Genomic DNA, 24,571 nt, shown 5'->3' with positions numbered 1-24,571 from the left:
CATTTTTTTAGTAATCCCCATTTAGCAGGCTTCCGCCGATGGCCGATTTGGCTTCGATCCCAAGTTTTTTCATCATTTCATAAGTGGTACAAACCGCAGCGGAGGTCACCGGAATGCCGATTTCTTTTTCCAGCAGGTCGATCGCTTCCAAAGAAGGCATCTGGACGCAGGCCGAAGCTACTAAAACATCCACGCCAGTGAGATCAAGTCTTTTGTAGATTTCCAGCAGATTCATCGGATCTTGCGCCGCGACCTCGAGATTGTCGGGAATTTCCAAAGCAACCGAATCGACGACTTCAAAGCCTTGATGCGTGATGTAGTCGACGACCATATCAGTCAACGGACGCATATAAGGTGTGATTATCGCGACTTTTTTTGCGCCCAAAACCTTGAGTCCGTTTATAAGTGCGCCGGCACTCGTCACGATCGGAGTCGGGAAACCGTTAGCGATCGTTTCCTGGTGCAAATTCACTTCGGATACGCAATGGTAACCGCGCCCCATGCTCATGATCGCCACCAGACAGGCGTAACCCATCACGTCGACGTGGGCATCCGAAAGTTCCATCGCACATTTCAAACTCATCGCGTCCATGGCTTCGAGTTCTTCCTTCGTGACCTTTTTCATGCGCATCCGGCTCGAATGAAACGTGAACTTTTCGGGCAAAATGGTTTCGCGCGAGCGGAAAATTGCCGGGATTTCGGTTTCCATCGTCACGTTTGACGATGGCACGATCTGGCCGATTCTGTATTTTTTCATTGGATTGTTTTTTGTATTCGGTATCGATCAATCAAGATTTGGACGATTTCGCCACGGAATTTGACTTTGGGGAAAATTCAGTTTCTGTCGCCTTTTTTGAGATTGGACAACGCAGAGGCAAAGAAAAGGAAACTGCAGACCAAGAAAATGATGTTGACCGCGCGACCAAACGGCGGCGCAAGTTCCGGCAGCAATTGTCCCAGCAAAACCAATAGATTCAAAACGATCAAAAAGAGTAAGACAGTCTTGTTGTTCATCTTTCGAGTTTTTTGACGGTGTTTTTGAGCGTTCCGATCTTCTCGACAGTAGCCTCGACGACGTCTCCGTCCCACATCCATTCCTGTGGATCGCGCCCGGCACCAACGCCCGAGGGAGTTCCGGTTGCGATGATATCGCCGGGTTCAAGCGTGAAGACTTCGCTCAAATCCTCGATCAGATCCGGAATTCGGAACAACAGGAATTTCGTGTTCGAACGCTGTTTTTCGACGCCGTTCACGGTAAGCGACAAATTGAGGTTGTGCGGATCCTCGATCTCGTCCTTCGTGACCAAAAACGGTCCGAGTGGCGCGAAAGTGTCCTGTCCTTTGGATACGATCCATTGGCCGGCGCGTCGGCAATCGCGTGCCGAAATGTCGTTGATTACCGTGTATCCGAAGACATAATCCATCGCATTTTCCTTGGAAACGTATTTGCCTTTTTTACCGATCACTACAGCCAGCTCAACTTCCCAATCGAGTTGTTGGGTGAGTTTTTCGTTGTGGACGATCTCCGTATTCGTGCCCGTTACAGCCGTTGGCGGTTTGGAAAAGATGACGGGTTTTTGCGGAAGTGCCTTGTCAGTGTCTAGCGTTCTGGCGCTTTCGGCCACGTGTTCGGTGTAATTCAACCCGATTCCTATGATGTTCTTTCTTGGCTTTGGGATGGGCGCGAGTAGGGTGACTTCGCTCATCGGCACAGAACTCGAGGCGATCACGTTCTCGCTCGATTCCTTGATTTTTGTGGCTATGCGCCTGAGTTCGTCTTGACCTGAATCGATAAGTTCGAGCATGGTTTTCGGAAACGTCGTATTGTGCTTGAATCCTAGTGTTTCCAGGTCAAGTAGTACGCCTTCGCGCGCGATTCCGATTTTTGGTTCGGAGTTTTGGATTGTGTAGGTAGCTAATTTCAAAATTCGTTGTTCGTTATTCGTTATTCGTTGTTAGTTGTTCGTTATTCGTTGTTAGTTGTTCGTTATTCGTTATTCGTGATTCACTGTTCGTTGTTCGTTATTCGTGATTCACTGTTCGTTGTTCGTTATTCGTTGTTCGTTATTCGTTGTTCGTTATTCGTTTTTCGTTGTTCGTTGTTCGTTTTCATAATTCGTTGTCCTAATCAGTAAATATAAACTTCAAAGGTCTGTAAAACAATAAGGCGCCTCGCTTTTGGTTCTTGTGAAACTATTTAAAAAAAACCATTAAGTGCAGTAAGGACATTAAGTTGCTTCGATTTTTTTGCACTTATTATTTACTTTGCACACAACTTCCGCCGATAACTTTGAGTTGGCCACCAAAAACTTTCCAAACCCTTATATAATGGAATTCACCTGACAAGGGTTGTCCGGACATTTTCCCCCAAGCGATCAGCTTTACTTTCGACACCGCGCAATCGTCTATGATCGAGATTTCTCCTTGCTCAAATGTTGCTTTTTCGATAATCATTAATTTTGACCGATGCGCTTCCATATCGGATTTTTTGTTCGTCGTTTGCCCGTTCGGAAGCAGGAAAATCAGGTCATCATGCAACAAATGGTCGAGCTTTTCGACGTCGCTGGATTTCATGGCTTCGAGCAATTCTTTCTCGACTAAACTGATTTCTTTACTGTTTAACATGGTTGCTTTTTATGACTCGATATCAGTAGAGGTTTGGTTTTGGAATGTTGAACAACGAATGTTGAATATTGGATGTTGAACAGATTGCCTAGCCCCGATACAAGCGGATAGCCTTTTGCAGAAAACGCCTTTTTTTTGTTGGATTGGCAAAGCGACCAGCGGAAGCTCTTGCCAAGACTTACAAAAATTGGCGGTTTCAAGAAAGCTAGCAGCGGGTAGCGGGTTTCCGCTTCTAAAATCAAACTTGCTGAAACCCGTTATTTTGGTCGTAATCTTTTGTTTGATAAAGTCCAAGTCCTTCAATTACAGGCAAATCGTTAAACGAAAACAAACATGCATCGTCGGTTTCCGACAAATTCACGTGTTCGTGCCAAGCCCAACTCGGAACGCAGAAAATATCGCGTTCTTTCCAGTCGAAACGCTGTCCGTTTACAATCGTGTAGCCTTGTCCTTTTGCACATTGATAGACGAACGAACCCGTGTGTTTGTGCGCTTTTCCTTTAAATTTTGGACGTAAAAGTTGCATTGACGCTCCCATGGTTTGCATGACGTGCCCGCCTGTCAATGGGTTGGAATATTGCATGATGATGCCGTCGAACGGACAATCTTGCGTGACTTTGGACACTTCGATCAAGGTCGGGTAAACGTCTTTCCACGCGTATTTGAAAAGTGGCGAATACGGTTTTTGCCAATCGTGGTTTGTAGGAAGCAATCCGGCTCCGGAATAGGAAATCGGCAGAAAATTCGTCTCTGTTCTCAAAGGTTGTTTCCCGTCAAAGACCGCATAGTCGTTGGCTTCGAGCGCGTTCACCAAAGGAATGTCGAGTCCGTCTTGCCAGATGCAGGTTTGGCCGTTTTCGTCGCATCCGTGTTCGTGCCAGGCCGAATTTGGCGTAATTACGAAATCATTGACTTCGAATGTGACTTTATTTCCATCCACGACAGTATAACCGCCGTTTCCTTCCATTATAAACCTTAATGCGGATGCTTTATGCCGATGCGCCGATGTACTTTCGCCCGGGCGCGTGACCTGGATTCCGGTGTAGAGCCATCCGACGGCGGCCGAAACATCTTTTCGTTTTTCGTTTACGAGATAAACCACGCGTCTGCCCGCTTTTTCAGGTGTAACCAAATCAGCGGATCTCAGCACAAGCTCGCGTAAATTCTCATATTTCCACAACATCGGAACAGACGAAGATCGCGGTTCCCAAGGTTCGATGTCGTTGGCGACCGTCCAAAGTGCGCCCGCGCCAAGGGTTTCGAGTTCTTTGTAATAGGCTTCGAGCTCTGGCGTGTCCTGGACTCGCGCGCGACCCAATACGTCGTCGGACTGTTTTGCTTCCATAAAATCGGTTTGTTCCCAAACTTACGATTTAGGGCGCGATTACGCAATCGTTTTCTTGGGTTCAAAAATAAGTCAGCTACGTTTTAGCATTCTGAAAATCGGGTAGGAAAGGAGCGCGATTGCGGCGATCACGCCAAGACTTACAAGGTCGTTAACGGCGAATCCGATCATAAGCGCTAAAGAAACCACGACAAGAAGTATAGCCGAAAACGGATAAGCCCACGATTTGAACGGACGTTCGAGTTCGGGTTCGGAAATCCTGAGTTTTATCAGCGACGCGTAGGCCAAACCCCAGACAATGACGGACATAAACGTAGCCAGTGCGAACAACACTTTAAACGATCCGACAAGTATCAACCCGAACGTAAAAGCCGATGAACACAGCAAAGCCACGATCGGAGTGCCGCCCGAATTTACTTTCGTCGCCGACGGAATGAAGAAGCTGTCGCGCGCCAATCCGTACAAAATCCTCGGCGGAATCATCAGATAAGCATTCAATATTCCAACGATCGAAAAAATTGCGATTACCGTTACGATCGCCGAACCTTTCGCCCCAAAAACCGTTTTCGCGACTTCGGATGCCGCCAAGGGTGAATTCGCCATGTCGGACGCGGGCAGCACCTGTAGGAACGCCATGTTGATCAACGCATAAATCGCGATCACGATAATGGCTCCGGTGTAAAGCGACCTTGGAATGTTCTTGTTTGGATTTTCGTCTTCCTCGGCAAAAAAACAGATGGCGTACCAACCGTCGTACGCGCCCAAAACCATCTGAAGCGATTTAATGAATCCGACGACGATTCCGGCCGACATCACCTTTTTGTCGATGGCGATCGGTTTTACTTCGATGCCCGAATACATAAAACAGGCTGCGATCAATCCGACGAAAAACAGCACTTTTATCACGCTCGTGATTTGCTGTACGACACTTCCGCTCTTGACGCCGCTTGCGTGCAAAACCGTGAATCCGACAAGGAAAGAAACAGCGATGACCGTTGTTAGATTCTGGATTTGCGGAAACAATATCGCGAGATACTCCGAGATTACGATGCAGAAAAAAGCTGGCGCGATCGCGTTGGTGATGTAGTCGAACCAACCCGAAATGAATCCGGCGTAATCACCGAAGGCGCGCTTGATGTAGTTGTACGAGCCGCCGGCTTTCGGGATTGACGTGGCCAATTCGGCATAGGCGCCGCATCCAAGTAAAATGTAAATCCCGCCGACGAGCCAGCAGCAAACGATAAGCCACTCGTTGTCGAGATAGGCCGCGATTTCCCCAGGTGTGCGCAGGATTCCCACGCCAATCGTTCCTCCGACGAAGATCGCAATCCCAAAACCTAGTCCCAATACTTTCTTGAGTTTGTTGTCTGATTGGCTCATCTTCGCATTTTGTTATATGAGTTAAACTTCGAGATTTGCCGATCTCGACGTGATTATTTTTTTGTAACAAAGAATTGCATCCGGAGATTGGCAAAGTTTCTTTGTTGGCATCTTTGGCTTTCCAAAGTATTGAATTTCAGCGAACGTGTTGGGACTTGGCGGATGAATTGTTTTGAAAATTGTCCGGAGGGTTTGATTTTGTTATCGGATGCTGGTGCTGTTCTGGTTCTTATCATTTTGGATTGTTGGATTTTGAGTTTCGATAGCGGAACAGAAAACCCTTCAAAAAACACCCTGTCACTGTTTAAAAAGGTGACAGGGTTTATAACCCTGACAGGGTGGTATAATTACCTAACAAATATCAGAAAACAGGAACACCGGAAGGCTTATATTTTTCCCGCAAAATCAGAAATTCCGAAAAGCTGTTGACCAAGTCTTCATCAATACATTTTTTTAGGCCCGAAAATTCATCTGATTGAAACGTCTGTGCCGAATTCCACTTATAGTTTTTCCAATCAGTTTCATATCCGCAATCGACGGGAAGCCGATGTATTCGCATGATACAACGCTGCAACTGGCCAGCAGTCAAAATCATTTTCCTGTAAAACGGGCGCTTGAAAAGACCCCCAGTTCTTGCGTAACGTTTTCCAGTGGCCTGAGAATAAGAATTAAAAAGGTTAGAAAATTGCCTGGACGGATACAGTTTGATCCGATCGGGAACATTCTGGAGTTCATCGAGGAAAATTAAGGAATCTTTCCCGTTGATCGCTACGATCATGTAAATTTCATTAGGAAGCAGACAAAATGCAAGAACGTCTGCGATTGGCTCGACGTATTTTTTGACGGACTTCAGAAAATACGGATAGTTTAAGTCTTCAATAAAAAGCGAGTGCTCTTCGAGGGCTGATGCCATTATGTAATAGACTTGATTGAATTCTAACGGCTTTGGATTTTTCGTCATGGCGTATATGTTTTAGATTAGACCTGTCACCGTTTAAAACAGTGACAGGGTTTATAACCCTGACAGGGTGTACCCAAAACTATCCAGAAATTCCCAAACCCAATTACAGAAAATCTACACTAATTGTTAAAACCATCCAAAAAAGTTATCTTTTTGGTCTTAGCCACATTCACGCGCAAATCGAAAATATCAAAGCGATTGTAATGCCCCAAAATATCGTGCATCTGTTTCGGTTGGATACACTTGGCCAAGTCGATTTCGGCATAAGCGATGCCTTCCAAATCAATCAACGGTTCGCCGATTACAGCACCGTTCGGCCCGATAAATCCCGAAAAAGCCGAGTTTTTGCGAGTCAAAAGTTCCCTCGCCTCAGGAACATCGACCGCCATTGCCTCAATAATTTCCGGGGAAATCGTCGAGCAGGAAACGATCGTGAACAATTTTCCTTCGAACGAATGCGCCGCCGCCCGAATCTTGATCGCCTCGGCCATATCGTAATCTGGCGGAGCGACCGGAAGCGAAATATAGTTGGCGATATGCACCAATTCGCCCTGAGAAAGCAAAGTGAATCGGGCCAAAGTATTCGTGTTTTCGCCACAAGCCAAAGTTCCAAGCGGCCCGACTTCGGTATCGTAAACTTTCAGGGACGAACCGTCACCCGAAGTCCAAGTGAGTTTTTCGGCCCAAGTCGGCACGAGTTTTCTGTGTTTCCCGATAAGATTTCCAAGGTTGTCGATAATAAGATTCGTGTTGTAGATCTCCCCATAACTTTCACCGCGCTCGTTGATCCCGATCACCACGTGAATGTCGAATTCCCTGGCGGCATCATAAATCCTTTGCATGTCGGCACCAAAAACATCGACCGAATTCCTGTACAGTTTCTCATACCACGAACTACCTTGAATCGGCGTCATGATCCAATTCCAATACGGATAACCCGCGATGAAAACCTCGGGAAAAGCAATCAGTTTTGCTCCGTTCGACGCAGCTTCGGCAATGATCGAAATTGTTTTTTCGACCGTTTTTTCCACGTCCAAAAAAACCGGAGAAGTCTGTACGGTCGCGGCTTTGAATTTTTTGAAGTCCATCATGCTGTGATTTGGAATTGGGAAATTTTTGATTTTGTGTCGTCCGAAAAAGGAACGGCCTTGATTTGATCGGCCGCTTTGTCAAGCCCGACGTTCACCAAAGTCACTTCGCCCTCGAGACAAATACTGCCGTCGATATGTCTAAAATCGAAACCGCAAGTCACCGAAGCGCCGCCCAGATTCGCAACCCAAAGCGATTTGGCCAAAACATCGCCAATCCTCGCAGGTTTCCTAAACTGAACCTTTAAGTCAACGGTAGGAATTCCATTGGTTTGGTGTATTTTGGAAAACGGCCTGTCAAGTTCCTCTCCAAACCAATCTTCTACCAAATCGTTCAGCATTTCGAGAAATCTCGGATAAAAAACGATTCCGGCAAAATCAACATGCTTGAAGCGGATCGTTTCGTGTTTTTCGAATTTTTTCATGGTATCGTTTGGGCAGCAAATCCGGCTGTTCGCTATTAGTTTTACACGCCACCGCGTTTTTTTGCAACTAGCGGCCGGGTCTTTTTTTCAAAAAGCCAGCCCGCGTCGGCAAAAAATACGCGTTGGAGCGCAAAAGCTAGCCGCGACATCCGGGCTGCGGTTTGGTTTTTCAGTTCAACATTCGTCTAAAAAGTCGCGCTCGAAGCCTTTTTCCAGTCGTAGAAAAATTTGTCGGGAACGGTTTCCGGCTGCAACAGACAGCCAGGTTTGAGCTCGGGAAAAAGTTCCGCGAACGTCCTGATATTCGTTTTGTCGATCCTCATGCTCACCACGTCGCGTCCCACGCTGTCGGGATGGTCGATTCCGGCCGAAGCCATCAATTCCATAGCAGATTTCACGGTTTCGTGGTGGTACCTGAAGACCCGGACGCTCTTCAAGGCCGGATCAAGTCCGCTCACGAGTTTCGGATCTTGTGTGGCAACTCCTGTCGGGCAAGTATTGGCGTGGCATTGCAAAGCCTGGATGCAACCCAGGGCGAACATCATTCCGCGCGCCGAATTGCAAACGTCGGCGCCCATCGAAAGCGCGCGGATAATGTCGAATCCACTGATGATTTTCCCGCTCGCCACAATCTTGATCTGATCCTTGATCCCGAATCCGTTGAGGCAATCGTACACAAAGGCCAAGGCGTCGCGCAAAGGCATCCCAACGTGATCCGAATATTCGATCGGAGCCGCTCCGGTTCCGCCTTCGCCACCGTCGACCGTGATAAAATCAAAGTACGTCTGCGTTTCGACCATCGCCTTGCAAATAGCAATGAACTCCGATTTATTTCCGACGCAAATCTTCATCCCAACAGGTTTCCCACCAGACAAATGGCGCAACGTCTTAAGGAAATCCATGAGTTCCAAAGGCGTTTTGAATGCGGAATGTTTGGGTGGCGAAATGATGTCGTTTCCTTTGTTGACCAGTCGGATCGCCGCAATTTCGTCCGTAACTTTTTCTTTCGGCAGAATCCCGCCGTGTCCGGGTTTCGCGCCTTGGGAGAACTTGATCTCTATCATTTTCACGCTGTCTTTTTGGGCGCGGTCGGCGAAATGTTCCGGAGAGAAATTGCCATATTGGTCGCGACAACTGAAATAGCCCGTCCCAATGTTCCAGACCACGTCTCCGCCGTTTTCGAGATGATACGGCGAAAGTCCGCCTTCGCCAGTGTTGTGATAGAATCCGCCTTGGGCCGCGCCTTGATTCAAAGCCACGATCGCGTTTTTGCTCAACGATCCGTAACTCATGGCCGAAATGTTGAAAAGGCTCGCCATATAAGGTTTAGAACACTGTGACGAACCAATCTGCACTTTCGGATTCTCGTCAATGTCCGCGAAAGCGATGGCTTTTATACTGTGATTGATCCATTGGTAACCTTCGTCATACACGTTCAATTGCGTTCCGAAAGGCTTTGTGTCGAGCTCTTTTTTGCTTCTGGCGTAAACCAAACCGCGCTGCAAACGATCAAACGGGCGTCCGTCGATATCGGTTTCCACAAAATACTGCCGAATTTCAGGCCCGATGGATTCCAACAGATAGCGAAGTCGTCCCACCAAAGGAAAATTGTGGCGAATCGCGTGTCTCGATTGATACATGTCGAACAATCCCATGGCGATCAAAGGCACGAAAAACACCAAGAGAAACGCGAATTTCCAGTTGATGAACGCCAGAATTGCCGTCAGGGTCAAGGCCGTGATTGAAAAAACGAGGAAAACTTTTCTCATTGCTGCTTGAGTTTGAATCGTTGGATTTTGCCCGTTTCCGTCTTCGGAAGCTGGTCTATAAAGTTAACGATTCTCGGGTATTTATAAGGCGCGGCGGCCAATTTGAACCATTCCTGTATCGCTTTGGCCTTCTCGGAATTGGCTTGCGATTTGTCGCTCAGCACGATATGCGCGCAAACCAACATGCCGCGTTCTTCGTCGGGAGTCGATGTCACGGCGCATTCGGCGATTTCGGGATGCATAAGCAGGACGCTTTCCACCTCGATGGCCGAAATATTGTAGCCGGACGAGATGATCATGTCGTCACCGCGCGCCACGAACCAGAAGTAACCGTCTTCGTCCTGTTTGAAAACATCGCCCGTAATGTTCCAGCCGTTTTCCACATACTCGCGCTGTTTGTCGGGCGCGTTCAGGTATTTACAGCCCGTGATTCCGCGAACGGCGAGGCGTCCGGCCTGACCTTCGGGCAAATCGTTTCCGAGGTGATCGACGATTTTGGCCTCGTATCCGCGAACTGCCAATCCGGTTGCTCCGGGTTTCATGTTTTCTTCGGTTGACGAAATGAAAATGTGAAGCATCTCCGTCGAGCCGATGCCGTCGATAATCTTGAGATTCGTCGCTTCGTGCCAATCTTTCCAGACCTTCAAAGGCAAAGTTTCTCCGGCCGACACGCATTTGCGCAAAGACGAAATGTCGAAATCCCTGACCAATGGCGTGAGCACGCGATAAGCCGTCGGAGCCGTGAAAACGATCGTGACTTTGTGTTCCGAAATGGCCTTGAGCAACATTTCCGGACTTGGTTTTTCGATCAGGAATGTCGACGATCCAAAGTAAAACGGGAACAACACCATTCCGCCAAGCCCGAAAGTAAAGCCGAGCGGCGGACTTCCCGTGAAAATATCGTCCGGCGTCGGATTGAGCGAATAGTTGGGGAAAGCTTCGCAAACCAACAGAATGTCGCGGTGAAAATGCGCCGTCATTTTGGGCTTTCCGGTCGTGCCCGAAGTGAATCCGATAATCGAGATATCGTCAGATTTGGCCCTGAAATTGTCGAACGTCCTGGGCTTGGTTTCCATCAGGCGTTCCAGTTGCGAGTCCTTGGTTTCCGATCCATCGAAAGGGCAAACGAATTTGAGGAACGTCGATTTTACCGTTTTCATCTCATCCAGCAACTTTTTGTCGCAGAACGCGTGCGAAATCTCGGCGCTGTCGCACATGATCGTGAGTTCTTTCTCGCGCAGAAGCGGCATTGTTGCCACGACGATTCCGCCGGCTTTGAGGATTCCGAACCAACAAGCCACGAACATCGGGTTGTTCGCCGATCTGATCAGCACGCGATTTCCCGTCGTGAATCCCAGGTCGTCCGTGAGCACGTGCGCGATTTGGTTGGCTTTTTCGAACAGTTCGCCGAACGTCCAATTTCCTTCGAAAGTCCTGATCGCGATTCTGTCCGAATTTCCTTCCCGGACGTGGCGATCGAGCAGATAATCGACGCAATTCAGGTTTTCGGGAAACTGAAAATCCGGATTGTCGAGATTGATTTCCGGCATCATATCTTTTGGCGGAAGATGGTTTTGGGCGAACTTATCTTGGTAGGACATCTCTTTTTTATTTTCGGATTTTCAGTTTTTTGGAACGCGGATTTTGTTGATTTTCGCCGCTATCCACATTTTTGATATTTGTTTTTTGAGCCACGACCCGAGCAACGCGAACTGACGCAAGCAATTCACGAATCAAGACGCATTACCTTTTTATTTTAACCGCGAATTCGCGAATTTAGATGCGGTTGTCAGATGAAATTCGCGAATTCGCGGTTGATCAATTTTGAACCTCAGACTTCCGCATTTGCTCTTGTGCGTTGGTGTCTCTAAATCGATTGAAATTTATTTTCAGTTACGACCCGAGCAACGCGAACTGACGCAAGCAATTCACGAATCAAGACGCATTACCTTTTTATTTTAACCGCGAATTCGCGAATTTATGTGCGGTTGTCAGATGAAATTCGCGAATTCGCGGTTGATCGATTTTGAACTTCAGACTTCCGCATTTGCTCTTGTGCTTTGGCGTCTCTAAATCGATTGAAATTTCTTTTCAGTTACGACCCGAGCAACGCGAACTGACGCAAGCAATTCACGAATCAAAACGCATTACCTTTTTATTTTAACCGCTAATTCGCGAATTTATGTGCGGTTGTCAGATGAAATTCGTGAATTCGCGGTTAAAAAAATCTCGAAAACCAAAGGTTACAAATCAATTCGCGGCCTGAACTTATTTGCGTTTGTGCGAATCGGGTTTCAAAGCCTTTTTCATGCCTTCTTTTTCGCGCCGCTCGGATTTTTTAAAACTGAAAAGCGAACTCGCGGCCTGAATGTATTGGTTCGGGATATCGTCTGGTTGGAATTGCTCGTAAGCCTGTGCGTTGCGAACAAAATTCGGATCGAGCAAAAGCGGTTTTCCGAGCGCTACCAAATCGGCGCGTCCGTTCAGCAAAATCGTATTTATCTGGTCGACATCCTGGACTTGTCCGACAGTAATCGTCGGGATGTGAACGCTGTTGCGGATCGCATCCGAAAAAGGCGTCATCCACATTCTGCCAACTTCGGGTTTTTGGTGCGGAACGGTATTTCCCGATGAAACGTCGATGATGTCTGCGCCGGCGGCCTTGAAAGCCCGAGCGATTGCCAAAACTTCATCGTCCGTAATGCCATTTTCAGCCCAATCGCTTGCCGTTATGCGCACAGACATCGGTTTGTCTTGGTTGAAAACCTCGCGCATGGCCGTAAAAACCTGAATCGGGAAACGCAGCCTGTTTTCAATGCTTCCGCCAAATTCGTCCTCTCGGATATTGGTCAGAGGCGACAAAAACGAAGCGATCAAAAATCCGTGGTGTGCCTGGAATTCTATCATGTCAAAACCTGCGGCGTCTGCGTTTATGGTGGCATTGACGAATTCTGCCGTGACTTTGTGCATGTCCGAAAGCGTCATTTCTCTTGGCGTCGGCATTTTATCGCTGAACGGAATAGGCGAGGCCGAGATGATTTCCCAACCGTTTTTCTCGAGCGGCAAAGTGTATTGTCCGTTTTGCGGCAACTGGCAAGAACCTTTCCGTCCGCCGTGACCGAGTTGTATTCCTATTTTCGATTTGGAATTCCGATGCACGAAGTCAACCACTTTTTTCCACGCAACTGTCTGTTCTTCATTGTAAATTCCGGCGTCACCTAAAGTGATTCTACCTTCTTCCGAAACAGCTGTAATTTCAGCGATTATCAATCCGACGCCTCCGGTAGCGCGAGCACCGTAATGTACCAGATGCCAATCGGAAACCAGGCCGTTTTCTGCTGAATATTGACTCATTGCCGCCATCACGATTCGATTCCTGAGTCGCATCCCACGCAAATCGAACCTCGTGAAAGCCGCGGGAACGTTGACCTTGAAATTGCCGATCGCACAATTGAATTCGGTCAAAACCTTTTGCGTAAACGACGGATCGCGCAATTGCAGATTCTCGAAAGTCACTTTTTTGGCGCGCGTCATCACACCGAAAGCGAACTGGTAAAAATCGTGCTGCACGTGTCGGTCCATATTTTCGAACCAATCGAGGGAAACGCCGGCCGCGTGCTGGATTTGCCCGACTCGGTTTCTCCTCAAAAGTTCGTAATGCTCGAACGCTTTTGGTTTGTCAGACCTGAATTTGATGATGGAATCGGCCAGACCGATGGCGCATTCCATGGCGAGTTTCGTACCCGAACCGATGGAATAGTGCGCGGTCGCTTTCGCGTCACCTAACAAAACGATGTTGTCGTGATGCCATTTCTCGTTGGAGATCGTCGGGAATTGGCGCCAGTGCGAACGGTTCGAGATCAGCTCGTGGCCGTCTAGTTCTTCAGCGAAAATTTCAGTCAATCTGGAAATCGTGTCCGATTCGTTTTCGGTCGCAAAACCTGCTTTTTCCCACGTTTCGGGCGTGCACTCGAAAATCCAGGTGCTTTTTCCCTGTTCGTATTGGTAAGTGTGGGCGACGAATGTGCCGAAAGTCGTCGTGCGGAAAAAATACGTGAATGCGTCGAGCGGTTTGGTCGAGCCGAGCCACACGAATTTGTTGCGCTGTAACTTGATCTTGGTTCCGAATTCCGAAGCGAATTTCTCGCGGATTTGGCTGTTGATTCCGTCTGAGGCGACGATATAATCCGAATCTGAAAATTGCGACAAATCGGATACATTGGCCTCGAAATGCAAGTTCACGCCTTCTTCACGACATCTTTGCTGCAAAAGTTGGAGCAAGGTTTTTCGCGAACAGCCGCAAAATCCGTTTCCCGTGATTCTCGCGATTTCCCCGTCTCTGGCCACGTCGAGTTCGTCCCAGTACGCGAAACTGTTTCGTATCAGGTCGTATGATTTTGGATCGCGCGAAAGGAATTCGCTCAGCGTTTCGTCTGAAAAAACGACTCCGAAGCCGAAAGCATCGTCCGCCTTATTGCGTTCGTAAATGTCGATTTGCGTCTCTGGAAGCGCCTTCTTTAAAAGGATCGAGAAATACAGGCCGCCCGGGCCGCCGCCGATTACGGAAATTTTCATGGTCGTTTTACGGTAAAGATTTCGCCAAGTTTGGCATAGTTCGCGCCCGCAAGTCTTGCTATTGGCTGGTAAGTTTCCAAATTGACTTTATAATTGTCCAACAGGACGTCGTCGTCGAAATGCATCATCACGACACGGCCGACGACCATTACCGCGCCTCCATATTTGTGGTTTTCAAGTTCGAAATGATGCGCGAGTTCGCATTCGAAATGAATCGGGCTTTCGCCGACTCTTGGCGGTTTGACCAAAGCCGAAGGAAGTGCCGTCAGTCCGGCGAGGTCGAATTCGTCTATGTCGTGCGGCACCAAAGACGCCGTGAGGTTCATTTTCTCGACGGTCGCCTCGGTTACCATATTGACCACGAACTGTTTCGTCGCCAAAACGTTGTTCAAAGTGTCTTTGTTGCGATCGCCAGTTCTTCCGGTAGAAAACATGATATGAGGCGGATCTTCGCCGACGACATTGAAAAACGAGAAAGGGGCGAGGTTGTTTATTCCTTCTGGGCTTGTGGTGGAAATCCATCCGATCGGGCGCGGGATCACGGCTCCGGTCAATAGTTTGTAAACGGCCGAATGCTCGAGCGTCTCCGGGTCAAATTGCATGGTGTGTCGTTTTCACAAATTAAAGGATTTTTGGCTTGCGATGTATATTTGGCGGAGGAATTTCGGACGCCTATCGTCCGTTACTTTGTTATAAATTTTATCCAAACGGCAAAAAATCTGACGTAAAATTTTATATCCGGTTAAATAACAGCAACTTTTTTACACAATCGATTTTTTCATTTTTGCTAATTTGCTATATTTATGCAAAATTTATATATATGGACGCTTTCGCCTGCCCCAAATGCCAGAACGAGCAAGTCGTAAAAAGCGGTGTGATCAACGACAGACAGCGGTATTTGTGCAAAAAGTGCAAGTATTATTTCACCGTGAACAAGCTTGGGAAAAAGATCGACAACTACTACGTCACCAAAGCTTTGCAATTGTATCTCGAAGGCATCAGTTACCGCGAGATAGAAAGGATTATCGGTGTTTCTCACGTGACGGTAAGCAATTGGGTCAAAGAATTCAAGGTCAAGAAGCCATCGCATTCCGATTATCATCCTACTTACAAGATCTACAACCATTCCGAACTCATCGAATTCCTCAAGGACAAATCGCATCTTTCGGGCGCAGGCATGATCATCACGGAACTTGGCGACAAGTTCATGCTCATAAAATGGGAGCGGTTCAAGGACTGAACTATATAAGGTTTACAAAAAGATATAGCACAATTTTTTTCTGAAGCACAAAAACAGAATTTGGCGGTAAGATCATCCAACCAAACCATCTAAAAATTCTGTTCTTATGAAAAAACGCATTGCCACATTGCTGCTGTTTTCGCTTGGACTGACGGCCTATTCGCAAGGTTCGCCAGATTACGGAAGCGGACTTAAGTTCAACCTGAACGAAGACGGGTCAAAATATCTTCGCGTGCTTGCCTGGAACCAAGTCTGGCTCAGGTCGACCGAAATGAATCCCGGAACGAACATCAACGGCGAAGGCGCTTCGACGAGCGAAGACATCGGAAACCGACGGCTCAGGCTTTTGCTTCACGCCCAATTGTCGAAACGCTACATGATCCTGACGCACATCGGGATAAACAACCAGACTTTTACCAACGGCGGCGCGGCCGGAACAACCGGAACCGGCGGCTACGGACAAGGCAAGAAACCGGGTCTTTTCTTTCACGACGCCTGGAACGAATATGCGGTGATCTTGCCCGGCGAAGCCAAGGATTTCAGCCTTACGCTCGGAGGCGGATTGCACTACTACATGGGTTTGTCGCGTATGACGATGGCATCCACACTCAACTTCCTGACAATCGATTCGCCTATTTTCTCTTGGCCGTTAATCGACAATTCCGACCAATTTGCGCGTCAGATGGGACTTTTCGCGAAAGGGAAATTCGGGCGTCTCGAATACCGTTTGAGCTACAATAAGCCTTATGCCACGAATCTCGCCCCGACAAACGTAACTTCGGAAGGCGCGGCGGTCGCCGTCGACAACAACGGAAACACGAAATGGTCCAAAGCCGGCTATCTAGAATGGCAGTTTTTCGATATCGAATCGAATTTACTTCCTTACAAAGTGGGATCGTATCTGGGAACCAAAAAAGTCTTCAACCTCGGAGCGGGATTTTACACAGCGCCGGACGGAACAAGAACATCGGTGAACAGCGACTTGCGCAAACACGACATCAAGTTGTTTGCCGGAGATGTTTTTCTCGATCTGCCTGTCGGAAAAAAGGAGAACAAGATGGCAATCACGGCTTACGGCGGATTTTTCAGCTACGACTTTGGGCCGAATTATCTGAGAAACATCGGGATCATGAACGTGGGTTCGCTCGATCCGACATTTACGGGAACGAACATCACCGGTCCGGGAAATCTGCAACCGATGATCGGAACCGGAAACATCCTTTACGCCCAGGCGGGATTCCTGCTTCCAAACAAAAATGAAAAACCGAAAGTGAGAATCCAACCGTTTGCGGCCTACACGCACAAAAATTTCGAAGCGCTTGAGAAAGCCAGCAACCAATATGACGTGGGCGCGAACTTTTTCATAGACGGCCACCACGCCAAGATCACGACCCAGTATTCGGCGCGCCCGGTTTACAGTTCTTTGAACGACAGTCAGTTGAAAGGCGATTTTGTTGTACAATTGCAGATATATCTTTAATACCTTTCCCAATCGAATTAATAATTAATAATTAACAATTAATAATTGAATATGAGTGCTACTTCAACCAAAGGAATTTGGAAAGTCATTACCGCCTCATCGGTGGGAACGCTTATCGAATGGTACGATTTCTATATTTTCGGAAGTCTTGCCGTGGTCATTTCGACCAAATTTTTCCCTTCGGACAACCCGACGGCGGCTTTTCTCTCGACGCTTGCGACTTTTGCCGCAGGATTTGTGGTAAGGCCTTTCGGAGCTTTGTTCTTCGGGCGTCTTGGCGATTTGATCGGACGCAAATACACCTTCATGGTCACGCTTTTGCTCATGGGCGGGGCGACTTTCCTTATCGGATGTATCCCGGGTTACGAAACCATCGGATTCCTGGCGCCATTGCTGGTTCTCGTGCTGCGCCTGCTGCAAGGTTTGGCGCTAGGAGGTGAATACGGAGGCGCGGCGACTTATGTGGCCGAACACGCTCCGGCCAACCAAAAAGGCTATTGGACATCCTGGATACAAACCACCGCGACGGTAGGACTTTTCGTTTCGCTTATCGTCATCCTGGCCACGAAAGCCATCCTGTCAAAAGAGGAATTCGACGAATGGGGTTGGAGAGTGCCGTTCTGGATCTCGATCTTCATGGTTTTCGTCTCGTACATCATCCGCAAGAACATGCACGAATCGCCGATTTTCGCCAAAGCAAAAGCCGAGGGAAAAACATCGACGAATCCGCTCAAGGAAAGTTTCGGGAACAAATACAACCTCAAATTCGTGCTGCTGGCGCTTTTCGGAGCCACGATGGGACAAGGCGTCGTTTGGTACACGGGCCAATTTTATGCGATGAATTTCATGAAAACCGTCCAGGGAATCGATTCGACGCAAGTGGATTCGCTGTTGGGAATTTCGCTGTTGCTCGCCACGCCGTTTTTCGTGATTTTCGGATGGCTTTCGGACAAGATCGGGCGCAAGGTCATCATCCTTGGCGGAATGTTCCTGGCTGTCGTCCTGTACCGTCCGATCTACAAATCGATGTACGAAACCACCGATACGACCAAGAAAATCGAGGTGGCCGGAAGCACGAATCTGGTTGCATCCGTAAAGGAAATCGACGCTACGAAATCTGATTCGATCTACACGACCACGAAAGCTTATACCGACGGCACGACTTTCGAGGAAGTCAAGACATTCCATCTCGAAGGCGGAAAAAGAATTGTCGACGACAAAGGAAAAGACAAGGTCGACACCAAGATTACCAAGACGATCCCGAGTGGCGACAAGTGGTTTCTTGTATTTCTCGTGTTCATACAGGTCGTTTTCGTGACGATGGTTTACGGACCGATCGCGGCTTTCCTCGTCGAAATGTTCCCGGTCAAGATCAGATACACGTCGATGTCGCTTCCTTACCACATCGGAAACGGGATTTTCGGCGGACTTTTACCCGCGGTTTCCACGTATTTCGTAACAACGGCCAAAGACAACGGCGACCCTGAATTCTATCTCGAAGGTTTGTGGTATCCGATCGTGATCGCGTCGGTTTCGCTTGTCATCGGGCTCATTTATCTCAACAGAAAAAACAATACGTCACACGACTAAAATTCAAATCATGAACGCAATCAAAAAAATATTCGGGATCGTTTGGATCTTACTCGCGGCGGCCACAGCCTATTATTGCATCGATATTTTCGGAGGCAAACTGTCTTCGGGAAAACAGGACGACCTGGTTTTCGGCATCATTATTTTCTTTATCTTGTTGCCACTCGTCTGCTTTGGTTTGGCCACTTTCGGCTACTATGCGCTGACTGACGAATACAAGGAATGATTTCAATTAATAATTAATAATTAGTAATTAATAATTGCTTGATAGTGAATAGTTGGTGTTCGAAAGCTCAATCGCTCCGAAGCCGATTGTTCACTATCGTTTTATCCGATATTACACTTTTAATTAATAATTAATAATTATTAATTATCAATTATGAAGAAGCGCCACATCCAAAAACTATTACTGCTAAGTCTGCTGCTGCTTTTGGCTTTCAACCTGCCGTTGGTGTTGCTTTTCAATTCCTCCGGGGCATTTTTCGGATTCCCTGTGATTTACGTGTATTTTTTCTCGATCTGGCTTTTTTCGGCCATCGCTTCATTGTTGATTTTCAAACGTTTCGATGAATAGTTTTGTACTGCTGCTGATTCTCGTCGCTTATTTGGGTTTGCTGTTTCTCGCAGCGCAATGGGCCGAAAAGAAAGCGAATTCGAAATGGGTGAACAACCCCTATGTTTATACGCTTTCTCTTGCGGTTTACTGCACGGCATGGACGTATTACGGAAGCATCGGAACGGCGGCCAAAAGCGGTTTGAACTATATTCCGACTTATCTCGGGCCGGTCGTGGCTTTTCCGGCCTGGATGTTCATTTTGCGCAAAATCATCCGGATTTCGAGAGTGAACAAGATTTCGTCGATCGCCGATTTCATTTCCCTGCGCTATTCCAACAGCCGGTTTCTCGGAGCCGCAGTGACCTTGATCTCGATCCTGGCGATTTTGCCTTATGTAGGATTGCAGCTCAAGGCGATTTCGGAGACATTTTACGTGATGACGCCAAAAAACGCAAATCCGAACATTTTCCTCGACACTTCGACATACGTAGCCTTGGTTTTGGCGCTGTTTTCGATGTTCTATGGAACGCGTTACGTGGATGCGACCGAGAAACGAAAAGGAATCGTGGCCGTAGTCGCGCTCGAATCGGCCTTGAAACTCTGCTTTTTTTTGATGCTGGGACTTTACGTGAGTTTTTTCGTGTTCGACGGATTCGACGACATTTACCAAAAGGCGTCCAAAATTCCGGGCTTTCACGAGAAAAATACGATACACGGACTCGAAGGTGCGATGAACTGGTTTTGGTACATCATGCTTTCCTTTCTCGCGATTTTTTTGCTTCCGCGGCAATTCCACATGGGAATCGTCGAGAACAACAGGGAAAAACACGTGAGAACCGCAAGTTGGCTGCTGCCGATCTATATGTTGCTTTTCACGATTTTCGTTTTCCCGATCGCTTGGGGCGGAAACATTCTCTTCGGCGAAAGCCAGCTCGAAAATGCCGACATGTACGCGCTTCTGATCCCGAAATTGTTCGACCAGAAACTGTTGACGGTTTTGGTTTTCCTTGGCGGATTTTCGGCCGCGATCTCGATGATAGTCGTTTCCTCGATCACACTCTCGACGATGTTGAGCAACAATCTTCTGATTCCGTACGGATTTATCGGGAATTTTCGCGGCGACAAGGAACGCAACACCAAACGCATTATCCGAAGCCGACAGATTGGGATTTTCTCGCTCATCGTCCTGGCTTACATCTGTTACAGATATTTGATGTCAGACTTTTCGCTGGTTTCGGTAGGGATGATCTCGTTTTGCATTATTGCCCAACTGGCTCCGATCTTTTTCGGCGCGATTTTCTGGAAACGCGGTTCGCTGAAAGGCGCACTCGCCGGACTTGGCGTCGGAATGGGCTTGTGTTTCTACACGTTGATGTTGCCGTTCGTGCTTGGCGGAATCGCGCCCGATAGCAGTTTTGTATCCGATGGCTTGTTCGGCCTAAAACTACTCAAACCGTTCGAGCTTTTCGGACTCGATTATCTCGAACCGATTCCGCACGCGCTTTTTTGGAGCCTTTTCGGGAACACGTTGACTTTCATGATCGTTTCGGTCAGTTTCAAAGGCAATTACCGCGAACGCAATTATGCCGAAATGTACGTCGATATCGACCGTTACATCAGCAATCACGAGAATGCTTTCGTTTGGAGAGGAACGGCTTATATCAAGGATCTCGAAAAAGTGCTGATACGGTTTTTGGGCGAAAGCAAAACCCAGAGAGCTTTCCGGATTTTCAACCTCAAATACGGAATCGACCAGGACGCGACGATGGCCGACGCGCGAATGATCAAGTTTGCCGAGAATCTGCTGACGGGTCACATCGGGACGGCATCGGCGAAAATCCTCATCGAAGGCGTGACCAAGGAAGACAAGATCAGCTTGCCCGAAGTCTTGAAAATCCTCGAGGAATCAAAACAAAACCTGATCACGAACCGTCAGCTTCTCGACAAATCGCGCGAGCTCAAAACCTTGTCCGAACAACTGGAATCGGCCAACCGATCCTTGATTTTTAAGGACAGGCAAAAAGACGAATTTCTCGATACGGTCACGCACGAACTCCGAACACCTATCACTGCGATTCGTGCGGCGAGCGAAATCCTGCACGACGACGGTGAAATGCCCGGCGAGATCCAGAAGCAGTTCCTTCAGAATATCATTACCGAAAGCGATCGGCTAAACAGGCTTATCGACAAAATCCTCGATATGGAAAGGTTCGAGTCCGGCAAAAAACAGATCGAGTTGGGCGAAGGCGATTTGGTGCACACGCTCAAAATGGCGCTTGAAATGCCGCTCAAGTTAATCGAATTCCAGCACATCGAATTCGATTTCTACACCAAGGAATCGCGCGCCATCGTTTGGTTTGACGAGGAAACGATCGTCCAGGTCATCACGAACCTTTTGTCGAATGCCATAAAATTCGCCGACCAAACCCGCGGCAGGATCACTGTTTCTCTCGAAAAACAACCCGACGAGATCCGCATTTCGGTTTACAACAACGGCCGCAACATCAATCCGGAAGACCTCGATTTCGTATTCGACAAATTCTACCAATCGACAGACCAGAATATCAAAAAACCGATAGGAAGCGGGCTTGGACTGGCGATTTCACAACAGATCGTCGAACTGCACAAAGGCCGGATCTGGGCCGAGAATCATTCGCCCAAAGGCGTTACCTTTACTTTTACGATCCCGATCAAAAAGCAATTCCAATGAAGAAAATCCTCATCGCAGACGATGAACCCAACATTATCATGTCGCTCGAATATACGTTCCGAAAGCAGCAATACCAAGTTTTCATAGCGCGAGACGGGCGCGAGGCACTCGAAATTGCCAAACAGGAAATTCCCGACCTTTTGATCCTCGATATCATGATGCCGAATCTCGACGGCTATTCGGTGATCGAAAAGGTCAGGCAAACGGAAAATCTGTCCGACTGCAAGATTTTGATCCTGTCGGCCAAAAACAAGCAAACCGATATCGAAAAAGGTCTTTCCCTTGGAGCCGACGCTTATATGACCAAGCCGTTTTCGGTAAAAAAACTCGTCGAAAAAGCGGCGGAAATGTCCGGACTATGAACTACGAAGATTTTTACAGCAAAAGTATAGCCGAACCAGAAGGGTTCTGGAAAGAACAATCGGAAGCGATAAGGTGGCACAAAAAACCGGATTCGATTTTGGAAAAGGACGAAAACGGTTACGGAAAATGGTTTGCCGACGCAGAACTGAACGCCTGTTATTTGTGCCTCGACAAACATATTGAAGACGGATTCGGAGACGAGATCGCGTTGATTTACGATTCTCCGGTGACGCAAACCGTGAAGCGTTTTACCTTTTCGGAAGTAAAGTCGGAAGTGGCAAAACTCGCCGGCGGACTGCTTTCGCTAGGCTTCAGGAAAGGCGACACGGCCATAATCTACATGCCGATGATTCCACAGACGATGTTTGCCATGTTGGCCTGCGCGAGAATCGGCGTGATCCATTCGGTCGTTTTTGGCGGATTCGCCCCGAACGAACTCGCCATCAGGATAGACGACTGCAAACCTCGCGGAATCCTGACAGCATCGTCCGGAATCGAGTTCGATCGCTTGATCGCCTACAAACCGTTGGTCGACGAAGCCATCGAGATCGCGACCCACAAACCAAAAAAAGTCGTGGTTTTGAATCGGAAACTAGGAGCGAGAATTCCGTTCAAAAAGTATGATGTCGATTATGACGCCTTGGTTTACGGATCGGAGGAAGCGAATTGGATTCCGGTAGAAAGCACGCATCCGCTTTACATTTTATACACGTCCGGAACGACCGGAAAACCCAAGGGAATCGTGCGCGATACCGGCGGATATTGCGTCGCCATGCAGTTTTCGATGCGCTACATTTACGATTCGAAACCCGGGGAGACTTTTTGGGCGGCGTCCGATATGGGTTGGGCCGTCGGTCATAGTTATATCGTTTACGGGCCGCTGATCAATCGGAACAAAACCATCATTTTCGAAGGTAAACCGGTGCGAACGCCCGACGCGAGTACGTTTTGGAGAGTGATTTCGGAACACGGCGTCAATACGATGTTTACCGCGCCGACTGCCATCCGGGCCATCAAAAAAGAAGATCCGAACGGCAAATTCATCAAACAGTACGATCTGTCCCGACTTCGCGTGCAGTTCCTGGCCGGCGAACGCTGCGACGCCAATACGCTGGAATGGTACCAAAAACACATCCCGATTCCCGTGATCGACCATTGGTGGCAGACCGAATCGGGTTGGCCGATGATCGCGAATCCCGTCGGACTTGGGCAATTCCCGATCAAACCAGGTTCGGCCTGCAAAGCGGTTTGTGGTTACGACATCCGGATCTTCGATGAGCAAGGAAACGAATTGCCGAATGGGGAAGAAGGCTTGGTGGTGATAAAACTGCCGCTTCCGCCGGGAAACATGCTTGGACTTTGGGAAAACGAGGCGCGGTTCAGATCGGCTTATTTTGAACGGTTTCCCGGATTTTATCTCGCGGGCGACGGCGGTTACAAGGACTCCGAAAACTATATTACGATTACGGGCCGCGTGGACGATCTTATCAACGTCTCTGGACATCGCCTCAGTACGGCCGATATGGAGGAAATCGTTTCTTCTCACGCATCGGTGGCCGAATGTGCCGTCGTTGGGATGGCCGACGATCTCAAAGGACAGATTCCGTTGGCGTTGGTCGTGATAAAAATGGGGCAAGACATTGAAAGTTATCGGCTGGAGCGCGAAATCATTGAATTGGTGCGAGCCAAAATCGGGGCGGTCGCTTCGTTGAAAGATGTGGTTGTCGTGCAGCGTTTGCCCAAAACACGTTCGGGTAAAATCTTGCGTAAAGTCATTTCCAATATTGCCGATGGCATCAGTTTTACGATGCCTTCCACCATTGACGATTCGGTTATTATCGACGAGATACGCAATGAGTTTCGCAAACAAGGCGTCGGAAAAAACCGAATTGGACTTTGATCTTCGATTTGCGGATTTTGGACTGGCGGATTGGCCGACAATCCTGATCTCGCGAATATCGACTGTAAGAAGAAGCCTTAAACCGATCGCTGATCGATTACTGGTTTTACTGTTTGGAAGTATGATTGGTTGAGAAGATCCGGGCGAAAATCTTCAGGCTCGTGATTTGTTTTTTGTCGGCTCTGACATTTTTGAACTGCTTAGGGGGTTCCTTTTGGTGGGTCGTGGCTTAGAAAATTAGCGGGTGTTTGTCCTTTTTTTACACTTTCGGATTCCGAGGTTTGAAAATCCGAGTCAACAAATAATAAGACAACCCTGTCACTGTTTAGAAGGGTGACAGGGTTTATAACCCTGACAGGGTACCCCAATCTGTAGGAAAAAACCACGCGTTATTCAAAATTGCAACCAAAAATCCAACCCAAATCAAATTTCGAGGCCAGAATTACCAAAAAATCTTGAATAATCAGTTTACATCCTAATCCACAACAAATTATATATCAATGAATTATGTGTATAATTTTTAGAGTTGACCAATCTCGACATCATTTTCACGCAACATTTGTT

21 protein-coding genes are annotated in these 24,571 nt (G+C 47.9%); 8 read left to right on the top strand and 13 right to left on the bottom strand.

Features of this window, described 5'->3' with window-relative positions; genetic code table 11:
- Positions 1-7 precede the first annotated feature (7 nt).
- The 13 genes from EOO49_RS03780 to EOO49_RS03720 form a co-directional block, all read right to left on the bottom strand.
- A complete protein-coding gene (locus EOO49_RS03780; RefSeq protein WP_290842873.1) occupies positions 8-757 on the bottom strand; it encodes an Asp/Glu racemase in 750 nt (249 codons plus the stop codon).
- Between the two features lie 77 nt (positions 758-834).
- Positions 835-1,014, bottom strand: coding sequence for a hypothetical protein (locus EOO49_RS03775; RefSeq protein WP_290842872.1), 180 nt, complete (start codon positions 1,012-1,014; stop codon positions 835-837).
- Positions 1,011-1,925 (bottom strand): fumarylacetoacetate hydrolase family protein, encoded by a 915-nt coding sequence (locus EOO49_RS03770; RefSeq protein WP_290842871.1) that lies wholly within the window; start codon positions 1,923-1,925, stop codon positions 1,011-1,013. The genes EOO49_RS03775 and EOO49_RS03770 overlap by 4 nt, the downstream gene beginning before the upstream one ends.
- A gap of 331 nt (positions 1,926-2,256) precedes the next feature.
- Positions 2,257-2,625, bottom strand: a complete 369-nt coding sequence (locus tag EOO49_RS03765) for a nuclear transport factor 2 family protein (RefSeq protein ID WP_290842870.1) — start codon at positions 2,623-2,625, stop codon at positions 2,257-2,259.
- A gap of 238 nt (positions 2,626-2,863) precedes the next feature.
- Positions 2,864-3,970, bottom strand: coding sequence for a cupin domain-containing protein (locus EOO49_RS03760; RefSeq protein ID WP_290842869.1), 1,107 nt, complete (start codon positions 3,968-3,970; stop codon positions 2,864-2,866).
- A 72-nt stretch (positions 3,971-4,042) separates the two neighbouring features.
- Positions 4,043-5,350, bottom strand: a complete 1,308-nt coding sequence (locus tag EOO49_RS03755) for an amino acid permease (protein WP_290842868.1) — start codon at positions 5,348-5,350, stop codon at positions 4,043-4,045.
- Between the two features lie 361 nt (positions 5,351-5,711).
- A complete protein-coding gene (locus EOO49_RS03750; protein WP_290842867.1) occupies positions 5,712-6,311 on the bottom strand; it encodes a hypothetical protein in 600 nt (199 codons plus the stop codon).
- Between the two features lie 119 nt (positions 6,312-6,430).
- Positions 6,431-7,399, bottom strand: coding sequence for a carbon-nitrogen hydrolase family protein (locus EOO49_RS03745; RefSeq protein ID WP_290842866.1), 969 nt, complete (start codon positions 7,397-7,399; stop codon positions 6,431-6,433).
- Positions 7,399-7,824 carry a thioesterase family protein gene (locus EOO49_RS03740; protein ID WP_290842865.1) on the bottom strand — a complete coding sequence of 142 codons (426 nt, stop codon included), beginning with the start codon at positions 7,822-7,824 and terminating at the stop codon, positions 7,399-7,401. The genes EOO49_RS03745 and EOO49_RS03740 overlap by 1 nt, the downstream gene beginning before the upstream one ends.
- 185 nt (positions 7,825-8,009) lie before the next feature.
- Positions 8,010-9,593: an FMN-binding glutamate synthase family protein gene (locus tag EOO49_RS03735; RefSeq protein ID WP_290842864.1), complete on the bottom strand. Its 1,584-nt coding sequence runs from the start codon at positions 9,591-9,593 to the stop codon at positions 8,010-8,012.
- Positions 9,590-11,194 (bottom strand): AMP-binding protein, encoded by a 1,605-nt coding sequence (locus EOO49_RS03730; RefSeq protein ID WP_290842863.1) that lies wholly within the window; start codon positions 11,192-11,194, stop codon positions 9,590-9,592. Before EOO49_RS03730 ends, EOO49_RS03735 begins: the two co-directional genes overlap by 4 nt.
- Before the next feature lie 667 nt (positions 11,195-11,861).
- Positions 11,862-14,168 carry an FAD-dependent monooxygenase gene (locus tag EOO49_RS03725; protein ID WP_290842862.1) on the bottom strand — a complete coding sequence of 769 codons (2,307 nt, stop codon included), beginning with the start codon at positions 14,166-14,168 and terminating at the stop codon, positions 11,862-11,864.
- The gene (locus EOO49_RS03720) at positions 14,165-14,770 is read right to left on the bottom strand and encodes a flavin reductase family protein (protein WP_290842861.1); all 606 of its coding nucleotides are present in this window, start codon (positions 14,768-14,770) and stop codon (positions 14,165-14,167) included. Before EOO49_RS03720 ends, EOO49_RS03725 begins: the two co-directional genes overlap by 4 nt.
- 218 nt (positions 14,771-14,988) lie before the next feature.
- Between EOO49_RS03720 and EOO49_RS03715 the strand changes: the two genes are divergently transcribed.
- The 8 genes from EOO49_RS03715 (at position 14,989) to EOO49_RS03680 (ending at position 24,007) form a co-directional block, all read left to right on the top strand.
- A complete protein-coding gene (locus EOO49_RS03715) occupies positions 14,989-15,408 on the top strand; it encodes a helix-turn-helix domain-containing protein (protein WP_290842860.1) in 420 nt (139 codons plus the stop codon).
- A gap of 106 nt (positions 15,409-15,514) precedes the next feature.
- The gene (locus EOO49_RS03710) at positions 15,515-16,888 is read left to right on the top strand and encodes a porin (protein WP_290842859.1); all 1,374 of its coding nucleotides are present in this window, start codon (positions 15,515-15,517) and stop codon (positions 16,886-16,888) included.
- 51 nt (positions 16,889-16,939) lie between these two features.
- Entirely contained in the window at positions 16,940-18,478 is a 1,539-nt protein-coding gene (locus tag EOO49_RS03705; protein ID WP_290842858.1) for an MFS transporter, read from the top strand.
- Between the two features lie 10 nt (positions 18,479-18,488).
- The gene (locus tag EOO49_RS03700) at positions 18,489-18,704 is read left to right on the top strand and encodes a DUF6814 family protein (protein WP_290842857.1); all 216 of its coding nucleotides are present in this window, start codon (positions 18,489-18,491) and stop codon (positions 18,702-18,704) included.
- A gap of 153 nt (positions 18,705-18,857) precedes the next feature.
- Positions 18,858-19,052, top strand: coding sequence for a hypothetical protein (locus tag EOO49_RS03695; protein ID WP_290842856.1), 195 nt, complete (start codon positions 18,858-18,860; stop codon positions 19,050-19,052).
- On the top strand, positions 19,045-21,744 hold the full coding sequence (locus tag EOO49_RS03690; RefSeq protein WP_290842855.1) for an ATP-binding protein: 2,700 nt from the start codon (positions 19,045-19,047) through the stop codon (positions 21,742-21,744). Before EOO49_RS03695 ends, EOO49_RS03690 begins: the two co-directional genes overlap by 8 nt.
- Positions 21,741-22,106, top strand: coding sequence for a response regulator (locus EOO49_RS03685; RefSeq protein ID WP_290842854.1), 366 nt, complete (start codon positions 21,741-21,743; stop codon positions 22,104-22,106). The genes EOO49_RS03690 and EOO49_RS03685 overlap by 4 nt, the downstream gene beginning before the upstream one ends.
- Positions 22,103-24,007 carry an AMP-binding protein gene (locus tag EOO49_RS03680; RefSeq protein ID WP_290842852.1) on the top strand — a complete coding sequence of 635 codons (1,905 nt, stop codon included), beginning with the start codon at positions 22,103-22,105 and terminating at the stop codon, positions 24,005-24,007. The genes EOO49_RS03685 and EOO49_RS03680 overlap by 4 nt, the downstream gene beginning before the upstream one ends.
- Positions 24,008-24,571: the final 564 nt, after the last annotated feature.

Source organism: Flavobacterium sp. (genome assembly GCF_004295795.1).
Taxonomy (GTDB): domain Bacteria; phylum Bacteroidota; class Bacteroidia; order Flavobacteriales; family Flavobacteriaceae; genus Flavobacterium.
Note: the sequence above shows the minus strand (reverse complement) of the source record. Positions and strands in the feature narration are given on the sequence as shown.

What these genes read in the sequence shown, in the direction of transcription:
- EOO49_RS03745 (WP_290842866.1), bottom strand. Translation starts at nt 7,399, where the DNA reads ATGGACTTCAAAAAATTCAAAGCCGCGACCGTACAGACTTCTCCGGTT.
- EOO49_RS03775 (WP_290842872.1), bottom strand. Translation starts at nt 1,014, where the DNA reads ATGAACAACAAGACTGTCTTACTCTTTTTGATCGTTTTGAATCTATTG.
- EOO49_RS03695 (WP_290842856.1), top strand. Translation starts at nt 18,858, where the DNA reads ATGAAGAAGCGCCACATCCAAAAACTATTACTGCTAAGTCTGCTGCTG.
- EOO49_RS03735 (WP_290842864.1), bottom strand. Translation starts at nt 9,593, where the DNA reads ATGAGAAAAGTTTTCCTCGTTTTTTCAATCACGGCCTTGACCCTGACG.
- EOO49_RS03725 (WP_290842862.1), bottom strand. Translation starts at nt 14,168, where the DNA reads ATGAAAATTTCCGTAATCGGCGGCGGCCCGGGCGGCCTGTATTTCTCG.
- EOO49_RS03710 (WP_290842859.1), top strand. Translation starts at nt 15,515, where the DNA reads ATGAAAAAACGCATTGCCACATTGCTGCTGTTTTCGCTTGGACTGACG.
- EOO49_RS03680 (WP_290842852.1), top strand. Translation starts at nt 22,103, where the DNA reads ATGAACTACGAAGATTTTTACAGCAAAAGTATAGCCGAACCAGAAGGG.
- EOO49_RS03700 (WP_290842857.1), top strand. Translation starts at nt 18,489, where the DNA reads ATGAACGCAATCAAAAAAATATTCGGGATCGTTTGGATCTTACTCGCG.
- EOO49_RS03760 (WP_290842869.1), bottom strand. Translation starts at nt 3,970, where the DNA reads ATGGAAGCAAAACAGTCCGACGACGTATTGGGTCGCGCGCGAGTCCAG.
- EOO49_RS03765 (WP_290842870.1), bottom strand. Translation starts at nt 2,625, where the DNA reads ATGTTAAACAGTAAAGAAATCAGTTTAGTCGAGAAAGAATTGCTCGAA.
- EOO49_RS03780 (WP_290842873.1), bottom strand. Translation starts at nt 757, where the DNA reads ATGAAAAAATACAGAATCGGCCAGATCGTGCCATCGTCAAACGTGACG.
- EOO49_RS03685 (WP_290842854.1), top strand. Translation starts at nt 21,741, where the DNA reads ATGAAGAAAATCCTCATCGCAGACGATGAACCCAACATTATCATGTCG.
- EOO49_RS03730 (WP_290842863.1), bottom strand. Translation starts at nt 11,194, where the DNA reads ATGTCCTACCAAGATAAGTTCGCCCAAAACCATCTTCCGCCAAAAGAT.
- EOO49_RS03705 (WP_290842858.1), top strand. Translation starts at nt 16,940, where the DNA reads ATGAGTGCTACTTCAACCAAAGGAATTTGGAAAGTCATTACCGCCTCA.
- EOO49_RS03755 (WP_290842868.1), bottom strand. Translation starts at nt 5,350, where the DNA reads ATGAGCCAATCAGACAACAAACTCAAGAAAGTATTGGGACTAGGTTTT.
- EOO49_RS03740 (WP_290842865.1), bottom strand. Translation starts at nt 7,824, where the DNA reads ATGAAAAAATTCGAAAAACACGAAACGATCCGCTTCAAGCATGTTGAT.
- EOO49_RS03750 (WP_290842867.1), bottom strand. Translation starts at nt 6,311, where the DNA reads ATGACGAAAAATCCAAAGCCGTTAGAATTCAATCAAGTCTATTACATA.
- EOO49_RS03715 (WP_290842860.1), top strand. Translation starts at nt 14,989, where the DNA reads ATGGACGCTTTCGCCTGCCCCAAATGCCAGAACGAGCAAGTCGTAAAA.
- EOO49_RS03720 (WP_290842861.1), bottom strand. Translation starts at nt 14,770, where the DNA reads ATGCAATTTGACCCGGAGACGCTCGAGCATTCGGCCGTTTACAAACTA.
- EOO49_RS03690 (WP_290842855.1), top strand. Translation starts at nt 19,045, where the DNA reads ATGAATAGTTTTGTACTGCTGCTGATTCTCGTCGCTTATTTGGGTTTG.